The 20,233-nt window shown below is 62.8% G+C and carries 23 protein-coding genes and 2 pseudogenes; 12 read left to right on the top strand and 13 right to left on the bottom strand.

What is annotated here, in order from left to right; all coding sequences use genetic code 11:
- A pseudogene (locus DBO86_RS24700) lies at nucleotides 1-440 on the top strand (IS1595-like element ISAchd1 family transposase); the annotation flags it as partial.
- 96 nt (nucleotides 441-536) lie between these two features.
- Nucleotides 537-788, top strand: a complete 252-nt coding sequence (locus DBO86_RS24695; RefSeq protein WP_039964765.1) for a YheU family protein — start codon at nucleotides 537-539, stop codon at nucleotides 786-788.
- Here DBO86_RS24695 and DBO86_RS24690 read toward each other — a convergent pair.
- From DBO86_RS24690 to ttcA, 4 genes are all read right to left on the bottom strand, one after another.
- Entirely contained in the window at nucleotides 778-1,581 is an 804-nt protein-coding gene (locus DBO86_RS24690) for a DNA-3-methyladenine glycosylase I (RefSeq protein ID WP_003461501.1), read from the bottom strand. The genes DBO86_RS24695 and DBO86_RS24690 overlap by 11 nt on opposite strands.
- Nucleotides 1,582-1,750: 169 nt before the next feature.
- Nucleotides 1,751-2,809, bottom strand: a complete 1,059-nt coding sequence (locus DBO86_RS24685) for a 3-deoxy-7-phosphoheptulonate synthase (RefSeq protein ID WP_074861323.1) — start codon at nucleotides 2,807-2,809, stop codon at nucleotides 1,751-1,753.
- A gap of 265 nt (nucleotides 2,810-3,074) precedes the next feature.
- A complete protein-coding gene (locus tag DBO86_RS27125) occupies nucleotides 3,075-3,206 on the bottom strand; it encodes a hypothetical protein (RefSeq protein WP_255311643.1) in 132 nt (43 codons plus the stop codon).
- 119 nt (nucleotides 3,207-3,325) lie between these two features.
- The gene (ttcA, locus tag DBO86_RS24680) at nucleotides 3,326-4,150 is read right to left on the bottom strand and encodes a tRNA 2-thiocytidine(32) synthetase TtcA (RefSeq protein ID WP_108235143.1); all 825 of its coding nucleotides are present in this window, start codon (nucleotides 4,148-4,150) and stop codon (nucleotides 3,326-3,328) included.
- Between the two features lie 100 nt (nucleotides 4,151-4,250).
- Between ttcA and DBO86_RS24675 the strand changes: the two genes are divergently transcribed.
- The 3 genes from DBO86_RS24675 (at nucleotide 4,251) to DBO86_RS24665 (ending at nucleotide 6,217) form a co-directional block, all read left to right on the top strand.
- A complete protein-coding gene (locus DBO86_RS24675; protein WP_074861326.1) occupies nucleotides 4,251-4,844 on the top strand; it encodes a DNA-J related domain-containing protein in 594 nt (197 codons plus the stop codon).
- Nucleotides 4,845-5,010: 166 nt separating this feature from the next.
- On the top strand, nucleotides 5,011-5,610 hold the full coding sequence (locus DBO86_RS24670; RefSeq protein ID WP_003461508.1) for a Yip1 family protein: 600 nt from the start codon (nucleotides 5,011-5,013) through the stop codon (nucleotides 5,608-5,610).
- A gap of 112 nt (nucleotides 5,611-5,722) precedes the next feature.
- On the top strand, nucleotides 5,723-6,217 hold the full coding sequence (locus tag DBO86_RS24665; protein ID WP_074861328.1) for a SprT family zinc-dependent metalloprotease: 495 nt from the start codon (nucleotides 5,723-5,725) through the stop codon (nucleotides 6,215-6,217).
- Nucleotides 6,218-6,328: 111 nt separating this feature from the next.
- Here DBO86_RS24665 and DBO86_RS24660 read toward each other — a convergent pair whose 3' ends face one another.
- The 5 genes and pseudogenes from DBO86_RS24660 to DBO86_RS24650 all read right to left on the bottom strand — a co-directional run bounded on the left by DBO86_RS24660 (nucleotide 6,329) and on the right by DBO86_RS24650 (nucleotide 10,148).
- On the bottom strand, nucleotides 6,329-7,510 hold the full coding sequence (locus tag DBO86_RS24660) for a CaiB/BaiF CoA transferase family protein (RefSeq protein ID WP_074861331.1): 1,182 nt from the start codon (nucleotides 7,508-7,510) through the stop codon (nucleotides 6,329-6,331).
- Nucleotides 7,511-7,590: 80 nt separating this feature from the next.
- Nucleotides 7,591-8,040, bottom strand: a complete 450-nt coding sequence (locus tag DBO86_RS26960) for an acyl-CoA synthetase family protein (RefSeq protein ID WP_003461513.1) — start codon at nucleotides 8,038-8,040, stop codon at nucleotides 7,591-7,593.
- A complete protein-coding gene (locus DBO86_RS26955; RefSeq protein ID WP_231976634.1) occupies nucleotides 8,027-8,164 on the bottom strand; it encodes a hypothetical protein in 138 nt (45 codons plus the stop codon). Before DBO86_RS26955 ends, DBO86_RS26960 begins: the two co-directional genes overlap by 14 nt.
- Before the next feature lie 205 nt (nucleotides 8,165-8,369).
- Nucleotides 8,370-8,900 (bottom strand): annotated as a pseudogene (locus DBO86_RS26950) (AMP-binding protein); the annotation flags it as partial.
- A gap of 108 nt (nucleotides 8,901-9,008) precedes the next feature.
- Complete coding sequence (locus tag DBO86_RS24650; protein WP_003461515.1) at nucleotides 9,009-10,148, bottom strand: acyl-CoA dehydrogenase family protein; 1,140 nt, start codon at nucleotides 10,146-10,148, stop codon at nucleotides 9,009-9,011.
- Between the two features lie 163 nt (nucleotides 10,149-10,311).
- Between DBO86_RS24650 and DBO86_RS24645 the strand changes: the two genes are divergently transcribed.
- From DBO86_RS24645 to DBO86_RS24635, 3 genes are all read left to right on the top strand, one after another.
- Nucleotides 10,312-11,310: an AraC family transcriptional regulator gene (locus DBO86_RS24645; protein WP_039964767.1), complete on the top strand. Its 999-nt coding sequence runs from the start codon at nucleotides 10,312-10,314 to the stop codon at nucleotides 11,308-11,310.
- Between the two features lie 252 nt (nucleotides 11,311-11,562).
- Nucleotides 11,563-11,835, top strand: coding sequence for a CopG family ribbon-helix-helix protein (locus tag DBO86_RS24640; RefSeq protein ID WP_108235142.1), 273 nt, complete (start codon nucleotides 11,563-11,565; stop codon nucleotides 11,833-11,835).
- A complete protein-coding gene (locus DBO86_RS24635; RefSeq protein WP_108235141.1) occupies nucleotides 11,832-12,122 on the top strand; it encodes a type II toxin-antitoxin system RelE/ParE family toxin in 291 nt (96 codons plus the stop codon). The genes DBO86_RS24640 and DBO86_RS24635 overlap by 4 nt, the downstream gene beginning before the upstream one ends.
- 258 nt (nucleotides 12,123-12,380) lie before the next feature.
- Here the strand turns inward: DBO86_RS24635 and DBO86_RS24630 are convergent, their stop codons facing one another.
- The 4 genes from DBO86_RS24630 to DBO86_RS24615 all read right to left on the bottom strand — a co-directional run bounded on the left by DBO86_RS24630 (nucleotide 12,381) and on the right by DBO86_RS24615 (nucleotide 16,536).
- Entirely contained in the window at nucleotides 12,381-13,763 is a 1,383-nt protein-coding gene (locus DBO86_RS24630) for an ATP-binding protein (RefSeq protein WP_108235140.1), read from the bottom strand.
- A complete protein-coding gene (locus DBO86_RS24625; protein ID WP_003461521.1) occupies nucleotides 13,760-14,437 on the bottom strand; it encodes a response regulator transcription factor in 678 nt (225 codons plus the stop codon). Before DBO86_RS24625 ends, DBO86_RS24630 begins: the two co-directional genes overlap by 4 nt.
- A 208-nt stretch (nucleotides 14,438-14,645) precedes the next feature.
- Entirely contained in the window at nucleotides 14,646-15,251 is a 606-nt protein-coding gene (locus DBO86_RS24620) for an outer membrane beta-barrel protein (protein WP_108235139.1), read from the bottom strand.
- Between the two features lie 112 nt (nucleotides 15,252-15,363).
- Complete coding sequence (locus DBO86_RS24615; protein ID WP_108235138.1) at nucleotides 15,364-16,536, bottom strand: MFS transporter; 1,173 nt, start codon at nucleotides 16,534-16,536, stop codon at nucleotides 15,364-15,366.
- 235 nt (nucleotides 16,537-16,771) lie between these two features.
- Between DBO86_RS24615 and napE the strand changes: the two genes are divergently transcribed.
- From napE to DBO86_RS24595, 4 genes are read left to right on the top strand one after another with little or no spacing between them, the layout of a single operon-like run.
- Entirely contained in the window at nucleotides 16,772-16,939 is a 168-nt protein-coding gene (gene napE / locus DBO86_RS24610) for a periplasmic nitrate reductase, NapE protein (protein WP_039964770.1), read from the top strand.
- Nucleotides 16,940-16,967: 28 nt separating this feature from the next.
- The gene (locus tag DBO86_RS24605) at nucleotides 16,968-17,228 is read left to right on the top strand and encodes a chaperone NapD (protein ID WP_108235137.1); all 261 of its coding nucleotides are present in this window, start codon (nucleotides 16,968-16,970) and stop codon (nucleotides 17,226-17,228) included.
- A complete protein-coding gene (napA, locus tag DBO86_RS24600) occupies nucleotides 17,225-19,729 on the top strand; it encodes a nitrate reductase catalytic subunit NapA (protein WP_108235136.1) in 2,505 nt (834 codons plus the stop codon). The genes DBO86_RS24605 and napA overlap by 4 nt, the downstream gene beginning before the upstream one ends.
- A gap of 11 nt (nucleotides 19,730-19,740) precedes the next feature.
- On the top strand, nucleotides 19,741-20,226 hold the full coding sequence (locus DBO86_RS24595) for a nitrate reductase cytochrome c-type subunit (protein WP_108235135.1): 486 nt from the start codon (nucleotides 19,741-19,743) through the stop codon (nucleotides 20,224-20,226).
- Nucleotides 20,227-20,233: the final 7 nt, after the last annotated feature.

Here is a 20,233-nt window from a genome sequence, read left to right as displayed (position 1 = left end):
GCGGACTGTCTGCCGAGCAAATTCCTGTGCTGGTGGTAAGAGATCGCAGTGGTCAGCAGGCAGACTTCAAGTTGGAAAAGCTGGATGCACAGCACATAGGGGAGCGGCTACGCCCGCTGATAGACGCGGATGCGATTCTCTGTACTGACAGCGCAGGTGTCTACGCCCATTTCGCCAAGGTTGAAGGCATCACTCACCGACCGATTAACCCGAGCCAGAATCGACGGGTTGATGGTGCTTTCCACATCCAGAACGTGAATGCCTACGACAGCCGACTCAAGAGCTGGATGATTCCTTTTCATGGTGTGGCCACCAAGTACCTAACGAACTATCTGGGCTGGCGCCGCCTGCTTGAGCGCTACAAAACACAGCTCAACCCATTGATTTGCTTGAAAGAGGCGTTGGGGTATAGGGATATGCAACAGTTAACTCAGACATAGCTTTTTTGAAACGCCCCGGCAATCGCTCCTGAACGCTCTCGCAGTTGAGCGCCCTCTAGCTCTATCATGGCTGCCAACAAATGGAGTCGATTCGCTGTGCTGATCCCCGCTCACCTGCTGCAAGCCGATACCCTCACCGCCCTGATCGAAGATTTCGTCACCCGCGACGGCACCGACAACGGCGATGAAACCCCGCTGGAAACCCGCGTGCAGCGCGTACGCCGCGCCCTGGACAAGGGCGAGGCGGTTATCGTCTTCGACCCTGACAGCCAGCAATGCCAGTTGGCGATGAAGCGTGACGTGCCCAAGGAATGGCTGGAGGCCTTGCAGCAATCGCTCAGTGATTGACCGTATGCGCCAGCATCACCGATAGCTGACACAGCGGTCGGCCGCTTTCGGCCTGCCACTGGTTGAACGCCGCCTGCACCGCGGCCAGGTCTTTCAAGCTGGTCGGCGCCTTGTCGATCACGTCCTGCGCCTTGAGCGCGGCGACCATGTCATCGGTAGGGACGAAGGTGTCCTTGCCCACCATACGCAGGAAGCGCGGCGCCGACAGACCGCCAAGCTGACTGCCATGCTTGGCCAGATACTTCCACAACCCGACGATATCGCTCACCGGCCAATCGGCGATCAGGGTGCCAAAAGAAAAATCGGCCGCAGGTCGAGCCTGATGCCCTTCTCCCTCTGGGAGGCAGCTCCCGCTCCCGGCGGGAGTCCTGCATTCACCACATCCCTGTGGATCAAGGTGGCGCGCAGCGCCGGATGAGGGACTGCCTTGTAAGCGTCCAGCCCGCACATCAAGAATGAACTGAGCGTTGCGCGGCACGCTTTTCAGCTTGCCCAGGTGGCGAATCAGCCGCGCATCCTGCATCAGGTTCTCCAGGCGCTCGGCGCCCATCAGCACCACCTTCTCCGGGTCGAAACCGAAGAATACTTCCTCGAACGCCGGCCATTTGGCGTCCACCAGACTGTGCTTGAGCCCGGCGCGGAAGATGCGCAGGCTGATCAGCGACAGGTAGCGATCATCGCTCAGCGCCCGCAGTTCGGCATCGCTACGCGGCTGCGGCAACCTGGCCTCCAGCGCCTTCGCCGAGCCGAAACGGTTGAGGCAGAACTCGTGCAGCCACTTGTAATCACGCATGAATCGAATCCTTCATGAAACGAACGACGAAGCCTGCACGGAGTAAGCGTCACAGTTCAAGTCCTGTGGGAGCCCCGCCCCGGGGCGAAGCGTTTTGCCTCGGCGCCTGGGGCCTGAGCACATTCGCCGCGAGGCGCGGCGCCTACAGCAAAGCGCCGCCTGCCTACTCTCACCCACGCAAACGCTCGGCGGCCCGGCGCAACGCAGCCTCGGTACCACTCCAGCCCAGACAGCCGTCGGTGATCGACACGCCATAGCGCAGCTCGCCGGACAGCGCCTGGCAACCATCGAACAGGTGGCTCTCCAGCATCACCCCGCGCAGGCTGCTGTCGCCGGCCAGGCGCTGGTCGATCACGCTGTCCAGCACCGCGGGCTGGCGCAGCGGGTCCTTGCCGCTGTTGGCATGGCTGCAGTCGACCATGATCCGCGGCGCGATACCCTGGCGCTCGAGCGCCTGGCGCGCGGCGGCGACGCTGGCGGCATCATGGTTCGGCGCGCCATGACCGCCGCGCAGCACCAGATGGGTGTCCGGGTTGCCGGCGGTATGCAGCAGCGCCGGGTGGCCAAGATCGTCGATGCCGAAATGCTGGTGCGGGTGCGCTGCCGAACGCATGGCATCGCAGGCGATGCCGATGCTGCCGTCGGTGCCATTCTTGAAGCCCACCGGCAGATCCAGGCCGCTGACCATCTCGCGGTGCACCTGCGACTCGCTGGTGCGTGCGCCAATTGCCGCCCAGCCGAGCAGATCATCGAAGTAACCGGCGGCCATCGGCTGCAGCAGCTCGCTGGCCAGCGGCAGGCCGCGCTCGAGAATTTCCAGCATCAGCTGGCGCGACAGGCGCAGGCCTTCGGCCATGTCGCCGCTGCCATCCAGATGCGGGTCGTACAGCAGCCCCTTCCAGCCCACGGTGGTACGCGGTTTCTCCACGTAGGCGCGCATCACCAGCAGCAGCTGGTCGTCGACCTGCGGGGCCAGCTCGGCGAGGCGCTCGGCATATTCGAGGGCGCTGCTGCGGTCATGCAGGGAACAGGGGCCGACCACCACCAACAGGCGCGAATCACGGCCATCGAGCACGGCGCGGATGGCCTCACGGTCGGCGGCGATACGTTCGGCAAGTGCGGCGGATAGCGGTAAGCGCTGGCGCAATACGGCGGGACTGGGCAGCGGCTGGGCGCTGCGGCGGGCGATGGTGGTAACGGTAGAAGCGAGTTGAGCGGAGCTGTTCATGATCTGGCGGTTCCTTGGCCGGCGCGGTCTATACCGCGGCGGCGCTAACTGAGTGTTCGTGGCAAAGGTGTCAGGGCGGTGGTGACGCTGCTAAATCGCCAGTCGTTGCGGTAATAGTTCTGGTAACGGTTCATCTGCACATCCTCTAAGTGGTTGGCCGTTTTTCGGCCGGAAAAAACAAAACCCCCGGTCGGGTTGCCGACCGGGGGTTTTCTGGAAAACGTATCTGGTGGCGACCCTGGTGTCTCAGGCCGCCTGTGGGGTATCAGGCGCGCCTGTGGCTAAACCAATACCCAAAGAAGTAATACGCCGCCGCCACGACCAACTGCGCACGCGCCAACGCGGCGCGTGAGGCACCGGCTTGCAGCATGGACAGAAGGTTGAGGCTGGCGGACATGAGATTCTCCAAAGCGATGGCCGAACCATACTCCAGGCCTTTGCGGCCTGGCAAGCGTCGCGACTAAAGCCGCTCCCACATGCGACGCGAGCCGTGGGAGGGGCTTTAGCCGCGATGGCTTACAGGCTCATCACATCGAGGAAGCGCGGCGTGGCGCTGTCGTCGATCTTCAGGCTCTTGAAGTCGAACAGGTTGCGGTCGGCCAGTTGCGAGGGGTGCACGTTCTGCAGGGCGCGGAACATGATCTCGACGCGACCGGGGCTCTTGCGCTCCCACTCCTGCAGCATCTCCTTGACCACCTGGCGCTGCAGGTTCTCCTGCGAACCGCACAGGTTGCAGGGGATGATGGGAAATTCCTTGAGCTGGCTGTAGGCCTCGATATCGGCCTCGGCGCAATAGGCCAGCGGGCGGATCACCACGTTGCGGCCATCGTCGGAGAGCAGCTTGGGCGGCATGGCCTTGAGCGTGCCGCCGTAGAACATGTTGAGGAAGAAGGTTTCCAGAATGTCTTCGCGGTGGTGCCCCAGCGCCATCTTGGTCGCACCGATCTCGTCGGCGTAGGTGTACAGGGTGCCACGACGCAGGCGCGAGCACAGCGAGCAGGTGGTCTTGCCCTCGGGGATCTTCTCTTTCACCACCGAGTAGGTGTCCTTCTCGATGATGTGGTACTGCACACCAATGGATTCCAGATAGGCCGGCAGCACATGCTCGGGGAAACCGGGCTGCTTCTGATCCATGTTCACCGCGACGATCTCGAACTGGATCGGCGCCACCTTCTGCAGGTACAGCAGCACGTCGAGCATGGTGTAGCTGTCCTTGCCGCCGGACAGGCAGACCATCACCTTGTCGCCATCCTCGATCATGTTGAAGTCGGTGATGGCTTCGCCGGCCAGGCGGCGAATGCGCTTCTGCAGTTTGTTCTGGTTGACCGAAAGGGTGCCCATGGTGCGTCGAAATCCGAGGGGTGAGAACGAAAGCGCGACATTTTACGCACAAAGGCGCCGCGCCCCTACCCCATCGGCGGTTAAATGCTAGGCTCGGCCGATGAATGACGACCTCGACCCCAGCCAGGATCTCGCCGACCAGGTACTGCAACTGCTGCAGGCCGCTCCGGACGGGCTGGCCGAATACGCCCTGATCCAGCAGCTCAAGGCCCGCCATAGCGGCCACCTGCCCAACCTGCCGCTGACCGACAAGCTGGTGCTGTTTCGCACCCACTTTCTGCTGTTCAACGCCCTTTACCGCCTGCGCGATCAGCTCCGGCAGGCGCAGACGCATCTGCTCGAAATCAGCCCGCTGTGCATTCGCCTGCTGCCCTATCAGCCCGGCACAGCTGCACTGAGCGAGCGCGACGAGCTGCGCGACTACTACCTGGACATGAGCCAGCTGCGCGATACCGACGAACGCGACGTCGAGCGCCTGCTCACCAGCTTCTGGACACGCATGCAGGGCGGTGACGAAAAACAGGCCGCGCTGGAGCTGTTCGAGCTGAACCACGAACAAACCCTCGACTTGTCACGCATCAAGCAGCGCTACCGACAAATGGTCAGCCTGCATCACCCGGACAGAGGCGGCAGCACAGAGCGGCTGCAGTCGATCAACCTGGCCATGGAAATTCTAGAGCGCTATTACCGCTGACCGGCACAGAGCAATTTGCTCTAAAGCCAGGCATCACGCCGGCTTCAGGCTCTGCCTATACTGCGACATAAGGTCGCAACGATTTGGCCTGATACCCGGTAACGCTGTCCATGCGCACCGGGCCTCCGCCGGGGGGCGACTGTCATAAGAAAAGGAGGTGTCTGGCATGATCCACCACGTTTGGGGGCTCTTCACCCATCCCGACCAAGAATGGCAAGAAATTCGTGGCGAGGAAGAAACCATCAGCCACATGTACCTGACCCACGTACTGATTCTCGCGGCGATTCCTGCCGTCTCGGCTTACATCGGCACCACCCAGGTCGGCTGGGCCATCGGCGACCGAGCGCCGGTGATGCTGACCGAAGGCAGTGCGATGGTGATGGCCATCATGTCCTACCTGGCGATGCTCGCAGGGGTAGCCGTGATGGGCGCTTTCATCCACTGGATGGCGCGCACCTACGATGCCAACCCGAGTCTGACCCAGTGCGTCGTGTTCGCCGCCTACACCGCCACCCCGCTGTTCATCGGAGGTCTTGCAGCGCTGTACCCCCACCTGTGGCTGGGCATGATCGTCGGCACGGTCGCCATCTGCTACACGGTTTACCTGCTCTACGTCGGCATACCGACCTTCATGAACATTCCCGAGGACGAAGGCTTCATGTTCTCCAGTTCAGTGCTGGCGGTAGGCCTGGTGGTGCTGGTGGCCATGATTGCCAGCTCGGTCATTCTCTGGGGCATGGGCATCGGCCCGGTCTACACCAGTTGAATAGTTGAGGTATCGACATGGCCGCCCTCGGGCGGCCTTTTCATTGGCAGCGGCACGGGCTGCCGGCTTACGGCATAATCAGCGCTCAGCCAGCCCCTGCTCTCCCCCGCCTATGCCCGAACAGATTCACGCCCGCGTCGAAGCCTGCTACCAGCAGGCCGAAGCCTTCTTCAAGCAACGCTTTGCCCGCCCCGAGATCAGCTTCAAGCTGCGTGGGCAGAAGGCGGGGGTCGCGCACCTGACGGAAAACAAGCTGCGCTTCAATCTGCAGCTGTACCGGGCCAACCAGGAAGACTTCCTGCGCCAGACAGTGCCGCACGAAGTCGCCCACATGGTCGCCCATCAGCTATTCGGCCCACGCATTCAGCCGCATGGCGAGGAATGGCAACTGATCATGCGCGGCGTCTACGAACTGCCGCCGCATCGTTGCCACAGCTATGAAGTCGAACGCCGCAAAGTCAACCGCTTCATCTACCGCTGCAGTTGCGTGGATGGCGAGTTCCCCTTCTCGGCCCAGCGTCATGCGCTGGTGGCCAAAGGGCGACGCTACTACTGCCGGCGTTGCAAGGTGACGCTGACCTTCAGTGGCGAGCAGCGCCGGGAGTGATGGGGAAACTCCTTAAACGCCTCGGTGCGCGCGGCGCACCCTACGCCCGTATCGAAGCCACCTAGGGTGGGGGTGTACGCAGCGACGTTGCCAGACAGTGAGCCTTGCGACTCAACTCAGCGCCCCAGCCTTCCTCAATGCCGTGATCTGTTCGGCGTCATAACCCAGCTCCGTCAACACTTCGGCGGTATGCGCGCCAACCGCCGCTCCGACATGCCGGGGCGGCGGCAAGCCCTCGGAGAACTTCAGCGGGCAGGCCAGCTGCGGCTGCGCCGGCAAGCCTTCGCGCGGCACCTCGACAACCAGCCCACGCGCCTTGACCTGCGGATGCTCGACCGCCTCGGACAGTGGCAGCATGGGCTCGACGCAAGCGTCGATGCCGGCGAACACTTCGCACCACTGGGCGAAATCACGCTTCTCGAACTCGATTTCGATCTCGCGCTTGAGCGCTTGCTGATCTTCAGGCTTGAGCGACAGGCCGCGCGCCGCCAGTTCAGGCCGGCCAATGGCGGCGCAGAACTGCTGCATGAACTGCGGCTCCAGACTACCCACGGAGAACCAGCGCCCATCACGGGTGCGGTAGTAATCATAAAAGCTGCCGCCGTTGAGCGCCTGGTTTTCCATGCCCGGCTCGACGCCGGCGCCGAGGTAACCAGCCCCCGCCATGCCGTGCAGGCTGAACGCGCAGTCGGTGATGCTCACGTCGACCTGCTGCCCCACACCGGTGGCCTGGCGCTGCACCACGGCCGCGAGCAGGCCGATCACGCCATGCAGCGAGCCGCCGGCCAGGTCGGCCAGTTGCACGCCAAGCGGCAATGGCCCGCTGTCGCGACGCCCGGTGTAGCTGGCGATCCCGGCCAGCGCCAGGTAGTTGATGTCATGCCCCGCGCGGTCACGGTATGGCCCGCTCTGCCCGTAACCCGTGATCGACACATAGATCAGCCGTGGGTTGATCGCCTTGAGCGCGGCATAGCCGACGCCCAGCTTGTCCATCACACCGGGGCGAAACTGTTCGAGCACGATGTCGTACTCACTGACCAGGCGCTTGACCACCTCGACCGCCTCGGGGCGTTTGAGATCGAGGGCGATGCTGCGCTTGTTGCGGTTGAGGTAGGCGTGGCTGGTGGAGGCGCCGCCGTCGTGCGGCGGCAGCACGCGGATCAGATCCATACGCGTGGGCGACTCCACCCGCAGCACCTCGGCGCCCATATCGGCCAGCAGCAGCGAGGCGAACGGCCCCGGCAGCAGGGTGGAGAAATCGAGAATCTTCAGTGATGACAACGGGCCAGACATGGTGACTCCCAGATGGCGTGTTCGAGTTGGCCAGGGTGCAAGTGGGCATGACGCTTGCCGGCTTGCACCCGGACGATGAGTTAATCTTCCCAGACAATGACCTGCTCGCCTGGCAGGCCGGCAATGACCTCGGCATAGCGCATTTCCAGCACGTTGCGGCGAATCTTCATGGTCGGCGTCATGCTGCCGTTATCCACTGTCCAGGCCTCGCTGACCAGGTAGAAATGGCTGACACGCTCGTGCGCCTCCAGTCGTTGATTGACTGCATGCAGATGCTCGGCAAGTGACTGGCCGAGCAACTCACGCGGTTGCTGGCGAGCGGCGGGTGACAGCTCGACCAGCGCCAACGGTTGATCCAGGTTGCTGCCCATCAGGCACACCTGTTCGACCCAATGAGTCTTGGCGATCTTGCCCTCGATGGGCGCTGGCGCGACGTATTTGCCCTTGCTGGTCTTGAAGATGTCCTTGACCCGCCCGGTGATGCGCAGGTAGCCCGCCTCGTCCAGCTGGCTGCGGTCACCGGTGTGCAACCAGCCGCCCCAGCAGCGGGATACGCAGCAGGCTCTCGAGCTTGTGCGCCGGCAATTTCTCCAGCACGCCCTGCTGAAAGCGCGTCCACAACCGTGGCACCGAGAAGAACACAGTGGGACGCACCTGGCGAAGGTCTCCAGCGACTCGACAAAGGCCACCGGTGCGCCGCAGTAGAGGCTGTTGAATTCGACCAGAAAGCGCTCGGCGGCATGCGACAGCGGCAGGTAGGAAAAGAACTGATCTGCGGCGTCATGTTCAGCTCCGCCGTGGCGTGAGCCGCAGAGAACGCCATGGCGTGGGCCGAGAGCATCACGCCCTTGAGCTGCCCGGTGGTGCAGGAGGTATAGAGGATCGACAGCAGATCCTCGCCGCGTTGCAGATGCGCGCCGAGCAGCGACTCATGCGCCGCCAGCAAGGCCTGCCACTGGTGCTCGGCAGGCATGGTCGGATAAGGCATGGCGATGCGGGTGATATGCGCCGCGATACCGGTGGCCAGCTTGTCCGGCTCATCCAGCTTGCCAACCAGGATTACCTTGCAGCCCGCCTGCTCCAGCACATAGGCGATCTGTTCCGGCGCCTGCAGCGGATGCAGCGGCACGCTGACCAGTCCGGCGAGCTGGATCGCCAGGTCGCTGATAAACCATTCGGCGCAGTTCTTCGCCAGCAGCGCAACGCGCTCGCCCGGCACGCAGCCCAGCGCCAGCAGCGCGCTGGCCAGGCGACGCGCCTGGTCGTCGACCTGGCGCCAGCTGTAATCATGCCAGACGCCCTCTACAGGCTGGCGCAGCCAGATGGCATCGGGCTGCCGATGCAGCCAATGGTTGAAGCGTTCGAGAGGCAGTTGCAGAGATTGACTCATCGCGCTGACCTTGGTTTTTGTTATAGGTAGCTGCCCGTAGGGCGGGTGCAACCCGCCAGAGCGCCGATGGCGGGTTGCACCCGCCCTACGGATGAAGCCTGCACAATCCTACAGCTTCATCCCGCGACTGATGATCTCCTTCATGATCTCCGACGTACCGGCGAAGATGCGCTGGATGCGCGCATTCGCGTACATCTTGCAGATCGGATACTCCCACATGTAGCCCCAGCCGCCGTGCAGTTGCACGCCCTCGTCCACCACCTTGCCGAGCAGTTCGGTGGTGAACAGCTTGGCCTCGGCGGCCACTTCGGGAGTGAGCTTCTTCTGGTTGTGGTCCATCACGCAGCGGTCGGTGAACACCTGGGCCACGTCGATCTGGGTGCGCATCTCGGCCAGCTTGAAACGGGTGTTCTGAAAATGCGCCACCGGGCGGCCAAAGGCCTGGCGTTCCTTGACGTACTCGATGGTGGTCTGCAGCGCCGCCTCGGCGCCGGCCACAGCGCCACAGGCATTGGTCAGGCGCTCCTGGGCGAGCATATTCATCAGGTAGAAGAAGCCGCCCTTGGCATCGCCCAAGAGGTTCTCCTTGGGCACCTTAACGTCGTTGAAGAACAGCTCGGCAGTGTCCTGGCTGTGCATGCCGAGCTTCTTCAGCTTCTTGCCGCGCTCGAAGCCGGGCATGCCCCGCTCCACCAGAAACAGCCCCATGGCGTGCTTGTTGGCCGGGTCGGTCTTGGCTGCGACGATCACTACATCAGCCAGGTAGCCGTTGGAGATGAACACCTTGGAACCGTTGAGCAACCAGTGATCGCCCTTGTCCACGGCCGTGGTGCGCATGCCGGCCAGATCGGAGCCGGCAGACGGCTCGGTCATCGCCACCGCCAGGATGGTTTCACCGCTGATGATGCCCGGCAGCAGGCGCGCCTTCTGCTCGGCATTGCCGTACTCGGCGATATAGGGGCCGCACAGCGCCGAGTGTAGCGGGATCATGAAACCCGGTTCGTTGATGCGCGCCAGCTCCTCGCACATGATCTGCTCGTAACGAAAGTCCTTGAGCCCCGCTCCGCCGTACTCCTCGTCCGCCCAGGGCAACAGAAAACCCATCTCGCCGGCTTTGCGCCACACGCTGCGATCCACCACACCAGCCTCTTCCCAGGCTTCCTGATGCGGCACCACCTCTTTATCGAGAAACGCAGCGAAGGCGTCGCGGAACAGGTTGTGCTCGGTGTCGAAATGGTTGCGTTGCATGGGGCGGGTCCTCCGCTGTTGTTATGTCCTTGAGGTTAAGGGCCGCCCCGCCGCCCCTCAATGACCCATGCGCTCAGCCTCGGTTGACCCAATCGCTCGGTTGGCTTGCCCTGGCTGGGAGCAACTGCCTACCATCGACCACCCTCGATTTCGGAAACCCAGCATGCGCGAACGCACCATTGCCAGCCACTTCGTCCGCGCCGCCCTGCGCGGTGCGGACCGCCACGGCCTGGCCTGCGACCCGATACTGCGCCAGGCTGGCATCCAGAGCGCCGTGCTGGTCGAGCCGCGCGCACGCATCGCCCCGGAGCAATTCTCCCGGCTGATGCAACTGCTGTGGGAAGCGCTGGACGACGAATACCTGGGTTTCGGCCGCCAGCCGAGCAAACGCGGCACCTTCGCCATGATGAGCCACGCCATCATCCACTGCCGCAGCCTGGAAAAAGCCCTGAGTCGTGGCGCGATGTTCTACGGCCTGTTTCCCGACGCGCCAGGCATCAGCCTGCAACGCGAAGGCGACTGGGCGCGGCTGAGCGTCGACGACAGCACGCTGTGGGATCCGGACCATTTTCTGGTCGAAAGTCTGCTGGTGATCTGGCATCGCCTGGGTAGCTGGCTGATCGGCCAGCGCATCCGCCTGGAAGAAGCCACCTTCGCCTACCCCGAACCCGCGCATGCCGCCGAGTACGAACTGCTGTTCCCCTGCAGCCGGCGCTTTGCCGCCGGACAAACCAGCCTGCTGTTCCACGCCCGCTACCTGGCCATGCCGCTGCTGCAGGACGAACGCACGCTCAAGCAATTCCTCCAACACTCCCCCGCCGATCTGCTGGCCCGTCCCGACGGCGGCGACAGCCTGATCAGCCAGATTCGTCGCCTGCTCGGCCGCGACTGCCGCACCTGGCCGGACCTGGAACAGGTCGCCCAGCACCTGCACACCAGCCCACAAACCCTGCGCCGCCACCTGCGCGAAGAAGGCACCAGCTTCCAGGAACTCAAGGACCACCTGCGCCGCGACCTCGCCATCTACCACCTGGGCCGCGACGAACTGGCGATTCAGGACATCGCCGAACAACTCGGCTTCTCCGAACCCTCGGCCTTTCATCGCGCGTTCAAGAAATGGACGGGGCTGACACCGGGGGCGTATCGGGCACAGGAGGGGTAAGGCAGCATGGCTGCCTGTGCATCGGGCTTCGTGGATGGACAGGTCAGGCGGATATGCACTAGGTTCTGACCCAAGCCTGCTGGCAATGCGCCAGAGGCGATAGGCTTGCCGTTCTTCATGTCGCTTTTCATCCTGGGTGCTGTCGCGGGCGGTTGCAGGAGCTGAGTGCAACACGCGCACTCGCGCGCCGAGCCTGCTTGCCCGCATGAATACTGTGTAATACATTGCATTCAAAAGTATGGAGGCATATCCATGAGCGTCACAACCGTCCGGCTTCAACCGGAACTCGAAGAAAATCTTGGCGCTATGGCCGAGAAGCTTCAGAGAAGTAAAAGTTGGCTTATTAATCAAGCACTTAGAGAGTTCTTTGAGCGCCAGGAGCTAGAGCAGAACCGCTGGCAAGAAACACTGCAAGCGATGGAGTCAGTGGCGCAGGGCCGAGTTGTATCCGGCGAAGCTGTGACTGCCTGGCTGCAAAGCTGGGGCACCGACAATGAGCTATCCCCACCAAAGGCTGGTCAGTGAGACTGGCCTACTCAGAAAACGCGGTGGCAGACCTCGTTCGCCTGCGCGAATTCATAGCAGAGAACGATCCTCTTGCTGCTGCACGCGTTGCAGCAGAGCTCCTTTCTCGCATCGAGAATCTTTGTCTATATCCAGAAATGGGCCGCGCTGTTGAGCTTGCTCCAAGCCCAAAAGCCATTCGAGACGCAGTTTTCGGAAAATATATAGTCCGCTATTCAGCCCACACAGAAACTATCGTCATTCTTCGTATATGGCACCACAACGAAGACCGTACACCAAGCATCTAACAACTAACATGGACTCTCCCCACAAGTAGTGAGCAAAGCTTCGCTTTTGCACCTGTCACCAGCGCGATGACATTCGTATATCCGGCCTGTTCTGGGCCTTTGCGCCCTGGCCATTCCGTAGTTCGCGCCGCGAGGGCGAAGCGTTCAATCGATCAGGGCTCACATTTGGTATTGACCTTGTTCCGCTGCAGGACTCGCCTGGTCCGGCAGCGGATCGCTTCCATACAAGAATCGAAAGAACATGCCTGACAGCAAGGCTCAGTCGTACAACCGCACCCTGAAACAGGCGCCGCCCAGTTCCGAATCTTCCAGGCTTAGCTCGCCGTCGTAGCTGTCGACGATATCTTCCACCACCGCCAGGCCGATGCCCTGCCCCGGGTTCTGTGCATCCAGTCGTTCGCCGCGCTGCAGCACCCGCTCACGCTGGTGCGGGGGCACGCCGGGGCCGTCGTCTTCGATGGTCAGCAGGCAGCCGTCGGTCAGGGGTTGCAGCCTCACACGCACCTGTTGCAGGCACAAGCGGTAGGCGTTTTCCAGCAGGTTGCCGAGCAGTTCCATCAGCGCGCCACGTTCCATGGTGATCTGGCTGTGCTCGGGCACTTCCAGTGTCGCTTCGACGCGCTTGTCGCGGTAGACCTTGTCCAGCGAGCGGCACAAGCCGTCGAGCACCGGCCAGACCTGCTCGCGATGGCGTACCAGGCCGCTGCGGCGCAGGCTGGCGCGTTGCAGTTGATAGCCGACCTGCTGGCTCATGCGTTCGATCTGCGCCTGCATCAGTTGCGCCTGTTCGCGATTGTCCGGCTGCACAGCCAGGCTTTCACCAATGCCCTGCAACACGCTGAGTGGTGTTTTCAGGCTGTGGGCGAGGTCTTCCAGCGAGTCGCGGTAGCGCTCGCGCTGACGCCGTTCGCTGTCGAGCAGGCGGTTGAGGGAGTTGGTCAGGCGCAGCAATTCGCGCGGGTGTTCGTCACTCAGGCGCAGGCGGGTGCCGGCCTCTACGCCGTCGAGCTCGTCGCTGAGGCCACGCAGGCTGCGAAAGCCCCAGGTCAGGCCGAACCAGAGCAGGCCCAGCAGCACCAGCAGGGCGATGCCCAGCCACAGGCGCAGTTGCCAGGCGAAACCGTTGAACAGCCCCTGGTATTCGCGGGTCGGCTGCATGGTGACGATGCTCAGCGCGGTTTGATCGCCGCGCAGCAGGTCTACTTCGATGTCATAGACAAAGTATTCCTGGCCGTTTTCGTCGCGAATGCGCACGAACTCGTGGCCGCGACCGTCATAACGCGGCAGGTAGCGCACCAGTTCGTCGATGGATGAGCGCGAGCGCCAGAGCATCTGGCCTTCACGGTCGAAGATGAAGCCCAGCAGGTGCGAGTCGAGGTTGTCGAATTCTTCGTCCGGCATCTTCTCCGGCATGTGCAACTGGCCGTCGTCGATACGCGCGGCGGATATCAGCGCTGCCGCGTCGGAGGCCAGGCGCTTTTCGATGGTCTGCTCCAGGGCCATGAGAAACACGCCCTGCAGCACCGGCATCAACAGCAGCATGAACAGCATCGCCAGCGCGGCGCTGGCCAGCATCAAACGCAGCCGCAGGGAGGCGAAACGCATACGCAGCTTGCGTAGAACGGCGCGCGCTCGACTCACTTGCAGCGCTCGTTGAACATGTAGCCCTGGCCACGCACGGTTTCTATCGGTTTGCCGCCCAGCACTGCCTCCAGCTTGCGCCGCAGACGACCTACCAGCACTTCTATGACGTTGGGATCACGCTCGTCGTCGCCCGGATAGAGCTGTTCCATCAGGCGCTCCTTGGCCACCACCTGCTGATGGTGCAGCATGAGGTACTCGAGGATGCGGTACTCGTAGGCGGTCAGCTGCAGCGACTGTTCATCCACCGTGGCCTGCTTGCGATTGAGGTACAGCACCAGGGAGCCCGCTTCGATGGTCGACTTGGTGAACCCGGAAGAACGTCGCAGCAGCGCGTTCAGACGTGCTTCCAGCTCCTCGAACTGGAACGGTTTGACCACATAGTCGTCGGCACCGCAGGAAAGCCCTTCGACCTTGTCCTGCCAGTTACCGCGTGCGGTGAGTATCAGGATCGGAAAGTTCTTGTCCTGGCTGCGCAGCTCGCGGATCAGGTCGATACCGCTCATACCAGGCAGACCGAGGTCGACCAGGGCCAGGTCATGATTGAAGGACTCAGCTCGGTACAGTGCTTCTTCGGCGGTGCGCACGGCATCCACCACATGCCCGTTTTCGCTGAGGCGAGTGAACAGATGGTGACGCAGCAGCGCCTCATCCTCCACCACCAGCAATTTCATGAGACTCCCCCTATTAAGTTGTGCGAAGGCCGGGCAAATCAGTCAGCGTGAAAACTACTGCGCTCGGCCATGCTGCGTTAAAACCCGGCTCAGAATGCTCATTTACAAGTCGTAAACTGCGCTTCTTCGCCGGCTTTTACCTTGCCTGACCTTCGCTCGCTACGTTTTCACTCGGACTGATGCCCGGCCTGGTAACGCTATGCCGCCATTAGAAGGCGAAGTTGGCGCCGAGGTAGAGCTGCGAGCTGCTGTGCAGATCCAGCGACCCGGCCTTGCCTGCACCATGCGGCGCCATTTCCGTGCTGGCATTGGTACGCAGGTAACGATAGCCGGCTTCTATCGAGGTGTTGCTGTTCAGTTCCTGCAGAATACCGGCCTGCAGGCCTGCGGCAAAACCGATGTCACTGTCACGGGAGAAGCCACGGCTCTCCTGTTCGAGCTTGACCAGGCCGGCCGTCACGCCGCCGAACAGCTTGGTGTTGTTGCTGCCCAGCGGTACGAACATGTCGTAGCTGCCCAGCAGATTCTGCTGACGCAGCTTGTAGCCATTGTGACTGTCCGAGACATTCTCGTAGGTCGCGTAGTAGCGGCCGTCAGCGGTCGTCTGGCCGGCACGGATACCCCAGGTGCCTTCGTCATCGATCACCTTGTCCAGCTTCGGATTGCCGAGGTTGGCATTCAGCGCGTTGGACTTCTGGATGTTGTTGTCGGTCTGACCCCAGGTCAGGCCGACGAAATTGTCGTTGGCCTGGGCAGCGGTTGCGCCCAGGACCAGGCAGGTAGCGAAGGCGATACGGTTCAGGGGGATTTTCATGGCGTCATTCCTCTCGTTGCGGTTTTGATCAACTTGGCAACGAGTCTGCCGGAAGACGACTGAATCCCCGCTGAACCCTCCTTGAACCTGCACTGAACGAGCGGCAAACAGGCTAGATACGCTGCACCAGAGCACCCGCAACGACAAACAGCGCAGCCAGAACGCCGAGCAATGCCAGCCAGCCGGCATGCTCCCAGACGTAACCGCCGACATAGCCCACCAGGCTGGAGCCCAGATAATAGGCGCACAGGTACAGCGCCGATGCCTGCGCCTTGGCGCCCTGCGCATGGATGCCGACCTGCCCGCTGGCCACCGCATGGGCCGAGAAGAAGCCCAGGGTGAACAGCGCCAGGCCGACCACCGCCGCGCTCAGCCAGGGCGCAGCGCACAGCGCTACGCCTAGCAGCATCAGGCCGATGCCGCCATTGAGCACCTGACGCGCGCCAAAGCGTGGCACCAGGCGCCCGGCCCAGCCAGCACTGAGAATGCCGAGCAGGTATACGGTGAACAGCAGGCCGATGACCGTCGCCGACAGGTTGAATGGCGCACCCGCCAGGCGAAAGCCGACATAGTTGAACAGTGCAACGAAACCGCCCATAAGCAGAAAGCCCAGGGCGAACAGCACGCGCAAACGCGGGTTCTTCAGGTGCAGGGCGAAGTTGCCCAGCAGCCCGCGCACCGACAGCGGCTGGGCGGTAAAATGCCGCGACGGCGGCAGCAACCAGATGAACAGCCCCAGCGCCAGCAAACCCAGCCCGGCAATGCCGCCCAGGGCCCAGGGCCAACCGCCCAGGTCGCTGAGCAAACCGGCCAGCAAACGCCCGAGCAGGCCACCCAGCGCCGTGCCACCGATATACAACCCCATCGCTGCCGGTAGCGCTTCAGGGTCGAACTCCTCACCGACATAGGCCATGGCCAGCGCCGGCAAACCGCTCAGCGCCAGCCCCAGCAGCGCACGCAAAATCAGCAGGCTGCTCCACTGCTCCACCAGTGCGCAGGCGATCCCCAGTAGCGCGGCCAGGCCCAGCGCCGCGACCATCACCGGCTTGCGCCCCCAGCTCTCGGCCAGTGCACCGGATACCAGCAGGCACAGGGCCAGGCTCAGGGTAGTCAGCGAAAGCGCCAGGCTGCTGCTGGCCGCAGACACGCGAAAGTGCGCGGCCAACAACGGCAGCAGAGGTTGCACGCAGTAAAGCATGGCGAAGGTGGCGAAACCGGCGCAGAACAGCGCCAGGGTGGCACGCCGATAACCGGCGCTGCCACGGCTCAGATGAGTCACGGACATGGATGGACTGGCTCACGAAGCTGGATGCAAGCGATAGCCGGAACATGCCGCAAGACCGAACCGGGTGACGCCTGCAGGTGAATGAAACCAGACGAAATATTAGCACGCTATCGATAATCGCGAGCGCGTGCCATTAGCGCTCGTGCAATTCCTTTTCCTTGATCCAGCTCAACAGACTTTGCCCTTACTAACGTTAGGGTCTAGACTCAATTGCGAACGCAACGGAGAAGAGCGAATGGCTACCCCGCCCGAGCGCAGCGCCATGAAAGGCAAGGAAACTCGCCTGTTCGTCTTTCTCGTGGTCTGCCTGTTCCCCATCCTTTCGGTCGCGCTGGTCGGCGGCTACGGATTCATCATCTGGTTCATGCAGATGCTGCTGGGCCCACCTGGCCCACCCACCTGATCCTTCCTTACCTACGGAGCCACGGAACATGGCCGCCTCTATGCATATTTCCAGTCTGCTGGTGCACGTACGGCCCGAATGGCTGGCTGCGGTGAAAGCCAACCTGCGCCAGCTGGAAGGCCTCGAACTGCATCAGGAAAGCCCGCAAGGCAAGCTGGTGGTGGTGCTGGAAACCGAAAACGAGCGCCACATCCTCGCCCGCCTCGAACAGATCAACGCGTTGCCAGGCGTGCTCAATGCCGCTCTGGTTTACCACGAACTCCTCGACACAGAAGGAGACTCAGAATGAAGCTTTCCCGCCGTGAATTTGCCAAGGCCAACGCTGCTGCCATTGCCGCCGCTGCCGCCGGTCTGCCGTTGGTTACGACCGCCAGCAACCTGATCACCGAAGCGGACATGACCCGCCTGGACTGGAACAAGGCGCCCTGCCGCTTCTGCGGTACCGGCTGCAGCGTGATGGTCGCCACCCGCGACAACCGCGTGGTGGCCACCCACGGTGACGTCAAGGCCGAGGTCAATCGCGGCCTGAACTGCGTCAAGGGCTACTTCCTGTCGAAAATCATGTACGGCGTCGACCGCCTCAACCAACCGCTGCTGCGCATGAAGAATGGCGTGTACGACAAGCAGGGTGAATTCCAGCCGGTGAGCTGGGAGCAGGCCTTCGACATCATGGAACAGAAGACCAAGGAGGCGCTGCGCGAGCATGGCCCCGAGGCCGTCGGCATGTTCGGTTCAGGGCAATGGACGGTGTGGGAAGGCTACGCCGCCAACAAGCTGATGAAGGCCGGTTTCCGCTCCAACAACATCGACCCCAACGCGCGCCACTGCATGGCTTCGGCGGTGATGGGCTTCATGCGTACCTTCGGCATGGACGAGCCGATGGGCTGCTACGACGACATCGAGGCCGCCGACGCCTTCGTGCTGTGGGGCTCGAACATGGCCGAAATGCACCCCATCCTCTGGAGCCGGGTCACTGATCGTCGCCTCAGCCATCCGAACACCAAGGTCGCCGTGCTTTCCACCTTCGAGCACCGCAGCTTCGACCTCGCCGACATCCCGCTGGTATTCAAACCGCAGACCGACCTGCTGATACTCAACTACATCGCCAACCACATCATCGCAAGCGGCGCGGTTAACAAGGACTTCGTCGGCAAGCACACCAAGTTCGCCCGCGGCGCCGACGACATCGGCTACGGCCTGCGCGCCGACAACCCACTGGAGATGCAGGCCAAGAACGCGGCCAAGGCCAACACCTGGGAGGACATATCCTTCGAGCAGTTCGCCGCCTTCGTCAAACCCTACACACTGGAGCGCACCGCCAAGGAAAGCGGCGTGGCGGCCGAGCGCCTCAAGGCCCTGGCCGAGCTGTACGCCGACCCCAAGCGCAAGGTCATGTCGTTCTGGACCATGGGTTTCAACCAGCACACCCGCGGTGTCTGGGCCAATAACCTGATCTACAACCTGCACCTGCTCACCGGCAAGATCAGCGAACCGGGCAACAGCCCCTTCTCCCTCACCGGCCAGCCATCGGCCTGCGGCACCGCGCGCGAGGTGGGCACTTTCTCCCATCGTCTGCCCGCCGACATGCTGGTGGCCAACCCCAAGCACCGTGCAACCGCCGAGAAGATCTGGAAGCTGCCGGCCGGCACCATCCAGGAAAAACCCGGCTTTCATGCCGTGGAACAGAGCCGCAAGCTCAAGGACGGCGTACTCAAGGTCTACTGGACCCAGGTCAGCAACAACATGCAGGCCGGCCCCAACGTGATGCAGGAGATCCTCCCCGGTTGGCGCAACCCGCAGGCCTTCGTCATCGTCTCCGATGTCTACCCCACCGTCTCGGCCCAGGCTGCCGACCTGATCCTGCCCAGCGCCATGTGGGTGGAGAAGGAAGGCGCCTACGGCAATGCCGAGCGCCGCACGCAGTTCTGGCACCAACTGGTCAAGGCACCGGGCGAGGCCAAGTCCGACCTGTGGCAACTGGTGGAATTTTCCAAGCGCTTTACCACCGACGAAGTCTGGCCTGCCGAACTGCTGGCCAAGGCCCCGGAATACAAGGGCAAGACGCTCTACCAGGTGCTGTTCGCCAACGGCCAGGTCGACCAGTTCCCCCGCGAACAGATCGAGGCCGGCTATGCCAACGACGAGGCCGAGGCCTTTGGCTTTTACCTGCAGAAGGGCTTGTTCGAGGAATATGCCCAGTTCGGTCGCGGCCATGCCCATGACCTGGCGCCCTTCGACAGCTATCACGCCGAGCGTGGCCTGCGCTGGCCGGTGGTTGACGGCAAGGAAACGCGCTGGCGCTATCGCGAAGGCCTCGACCCCTACGTGGAAAAAGGCAGCGGCGTGCAGTTCTACGGCTACCCGGACAAACGTGCGCTGATCTTCGCCCTGCCCTATGAGCCGCCAGCCGAGGCGCCGGATGACGACTTCCCGTTCTGGCTCAGCACTGGCCGCGTGCTCGAACACTGGCACACCGGCAGCATGACCCAGCGCGTCGAGGAGCTGCACGGCGCGGTACCCGATGCCCTGGTGTACATGCACCCGGACGATGCCAGGGCACTCAAGGCGCGACGCGGCAGCGAGGTCAAGGTGATCAGCCGACGCGGGGAAATCCGCGCACGCATCGAAACCCGTGGTCGTAACAAGCCGCCGCGCGGCCTGGTGTTCGTGCCCTTCTTCGACGCCAACAAACTGATCAACAAGGTCACCCTGGACGCCACCGACCCGATCTCCAAGCAGACCGACTACAAGAAGTGTGCGGTGAAGATCGAACTGGTCAGCCTGGCCTGAGGAGAACCGTCATGACTCTGCGCTTTCTGCCTCTGTTACTGCTCGCCGCCTTCGGCCTGGCCATCGCCGACGAGCTCGATTACCCACTCGACGCCCCCGCGCCGGACGGCCGCCGCCCCGGCGGCACCCTCAGTCAGACCCTGCCGGCACCGGTGCTGGGCAACGAGGAGAACAAGGACCTGCGCCGCGAGCGCAACTACCCGGAACAGCCACCGACCATCCCGCACAGCATTCGCGGCTATCAGGTCGACGCCAACGGCAACAAGTGCCTGACCTGCCACAGCCGCGCCGGCAGCGCCCGCAGCCAGGCGCCGATGATCAGCATCACTCATTACATGGATCGCGACGGCCAGGCCCTGGCAGCCGTGTCGCCGCGGCGCTACTTCTGTACCCAGTGCCACGTCACCCAGCAGGAGGTCAAACCTCTGGTCGGCAACGCCTTCCGCAATATCGACCAGTTGCTCGGCGACGAAGCAGCCGGCACGGCAAAACCCTGAGGAGGCC

It is taken from the genome of Ectopseudomonas oleovorans, assembly GCF_003052605.1.
GTDB classification, from domain to species: Bacteria; Pseudomonadota; Gammaproteobacteria; order Pseudomonadales; family Pseudomonadaceae; genus Aquipseudomonas; species Aquipseudomonas oleovorans_A.
Note: the sequence above shows the minus strand (reverse complement) of the source record. Positions and strands in the feature narration are given on the sequence as shown.

What these genes read in the sequence shown, in the direction of transcription:
- DBO86_RS24685 (WP_074861323.1), bottom strand. Translation starts at nt 2,809, where the DNA reads ATGAACAGCTCCGCTCAACTCGCTTCTACCGTTACCACCATCGCCCGC.
- DBO86_RS24615 (WP_108235138.1), bottom strand. Translation starts at nt 16,536, where the DNA reads ATGTCCGTGACTCATCTGAGCCGTGGCAGCGCCGGTTATCGGCGTGCC.
- DBO86_RS24595 (WP_108235135.1), top strand. Translation starts at nt 19,741, where the DNA reads ATGACTCTGCGCTTTCTGCCTCTGTTACTGCTCGCCGCCTTCGGCCTG.
- ttcA (WP_108235143.1), bottom strand. Translation starts at nt 4,150, where the DNA reads ATGGGCACCCTTTCGGTCAACCAGAACAAACTGCAGAAGCGCATTCGC.
- DBO86_RS24640 (WP_108235142.1), top strand. Translation starts at nt 11,563, where the DNA reads ATGAGCGTCACAACCGTCCGGCTTCAACCGGAACTCGAAGAAAATCTT.
- DBO86_RS24670 (WP_003461508.1), top strand. Translation starts at nt 5,011, where the DNA reads ATGATCCACCACGTTTGGGGGCTCTTCACCCATCCCGACCAAGAATGG.
- DBO86_RS24665 (WP_074861328.1), top strand. Translation starts at nt 5,723, where the DNA reads ATGCCCGAACAGATTCACGCCCGCGTCGAAGCCTGCTACCAGCAGGCC.
- DBO86_RS24620 (WP_108235139.1), bottom strand. Translation starts at nt 15,251, where the DNA reads ATGAAAATCCCCCTGAACCGTATCGCCTTCGCTACCTGCCTGGTCCTG.
- DBO86_RS24675 (WP_074861326.1), top strand. Translation starts at nt 4,251, where the DNA reads ATGAATGACGACCTCGACCCCAGCCAGGATCTCGCCGACCAGGTACTG.
- DBO86_RS24660 (WP_074861331.1), bottom strand. Translation starts at nt 7,510, where the DNA reads ATGTCTGGCCCGTTGTCATCACTGAAGATTCTCGATTTCTCCACCCTG.
- DBO86_RS24650 (WP_003461515.1), bottom strand. Translation starts at nt 10,148, where the DNA reads ATGCAACGCAACCATTTCGACACCGAGCACAACCTGTTCCGCGACGCC.
- DBO86_RS24690 (WP_003461501.1), bottom strand. Translation starts at nt 1,581, where the DNA reads ATGCGTGATTACAAGTGGCTGCACGAGTTCTGCCTCAACCGTTTCGGC.
- napE (WP_039964770.1), top strand. Translation starts at nt 16,772, where the DNA reads ATGGCTACCCCGCCCGAGCGCAGCGCCATGAAAGGCAAGGAAACTCGC.
- DBO86_RS24605 (WP_108235137.1), top strand. Translation starts at nt 16,968, where the DNA reads ATGGCCGCCTCTATGCATATTTCCAGTCTGCTGGTGCACGTACGGCCC.
- DBO86_RS24645 (WP_039964767.1), top strand. Translation starts at nt 10,312, where the DNA reads ATGCGCGAACGCACCATTGCCAGCCACTTCGTCCGCGCCGCCCTGCGC.
- DBO86_RS27125 (WP_255311643.1), bottom strand. Translation starts at nt 3,206, where the DNA reads ATGTCCGCCAGCCTCAACCTTCTGTCCATGCTGCAAGCCGGTGCCTCA.
- napA (WP_108235136.1), top strand. Translation starts at nt 17,225, where the DNA reads ATGAAGCTTTCCCGCCGTGAATTTGCCAAGGCCAACGCTGCTGCCATT.
- DBO86_RS24625 (WP_003461521.1), bottom strand. Translation starts at nt 14,437, where the DNA reads ATGAAATTGCTGGTGGTGGAGGATGAGGCGCTGCTGCGTCACCATCTG.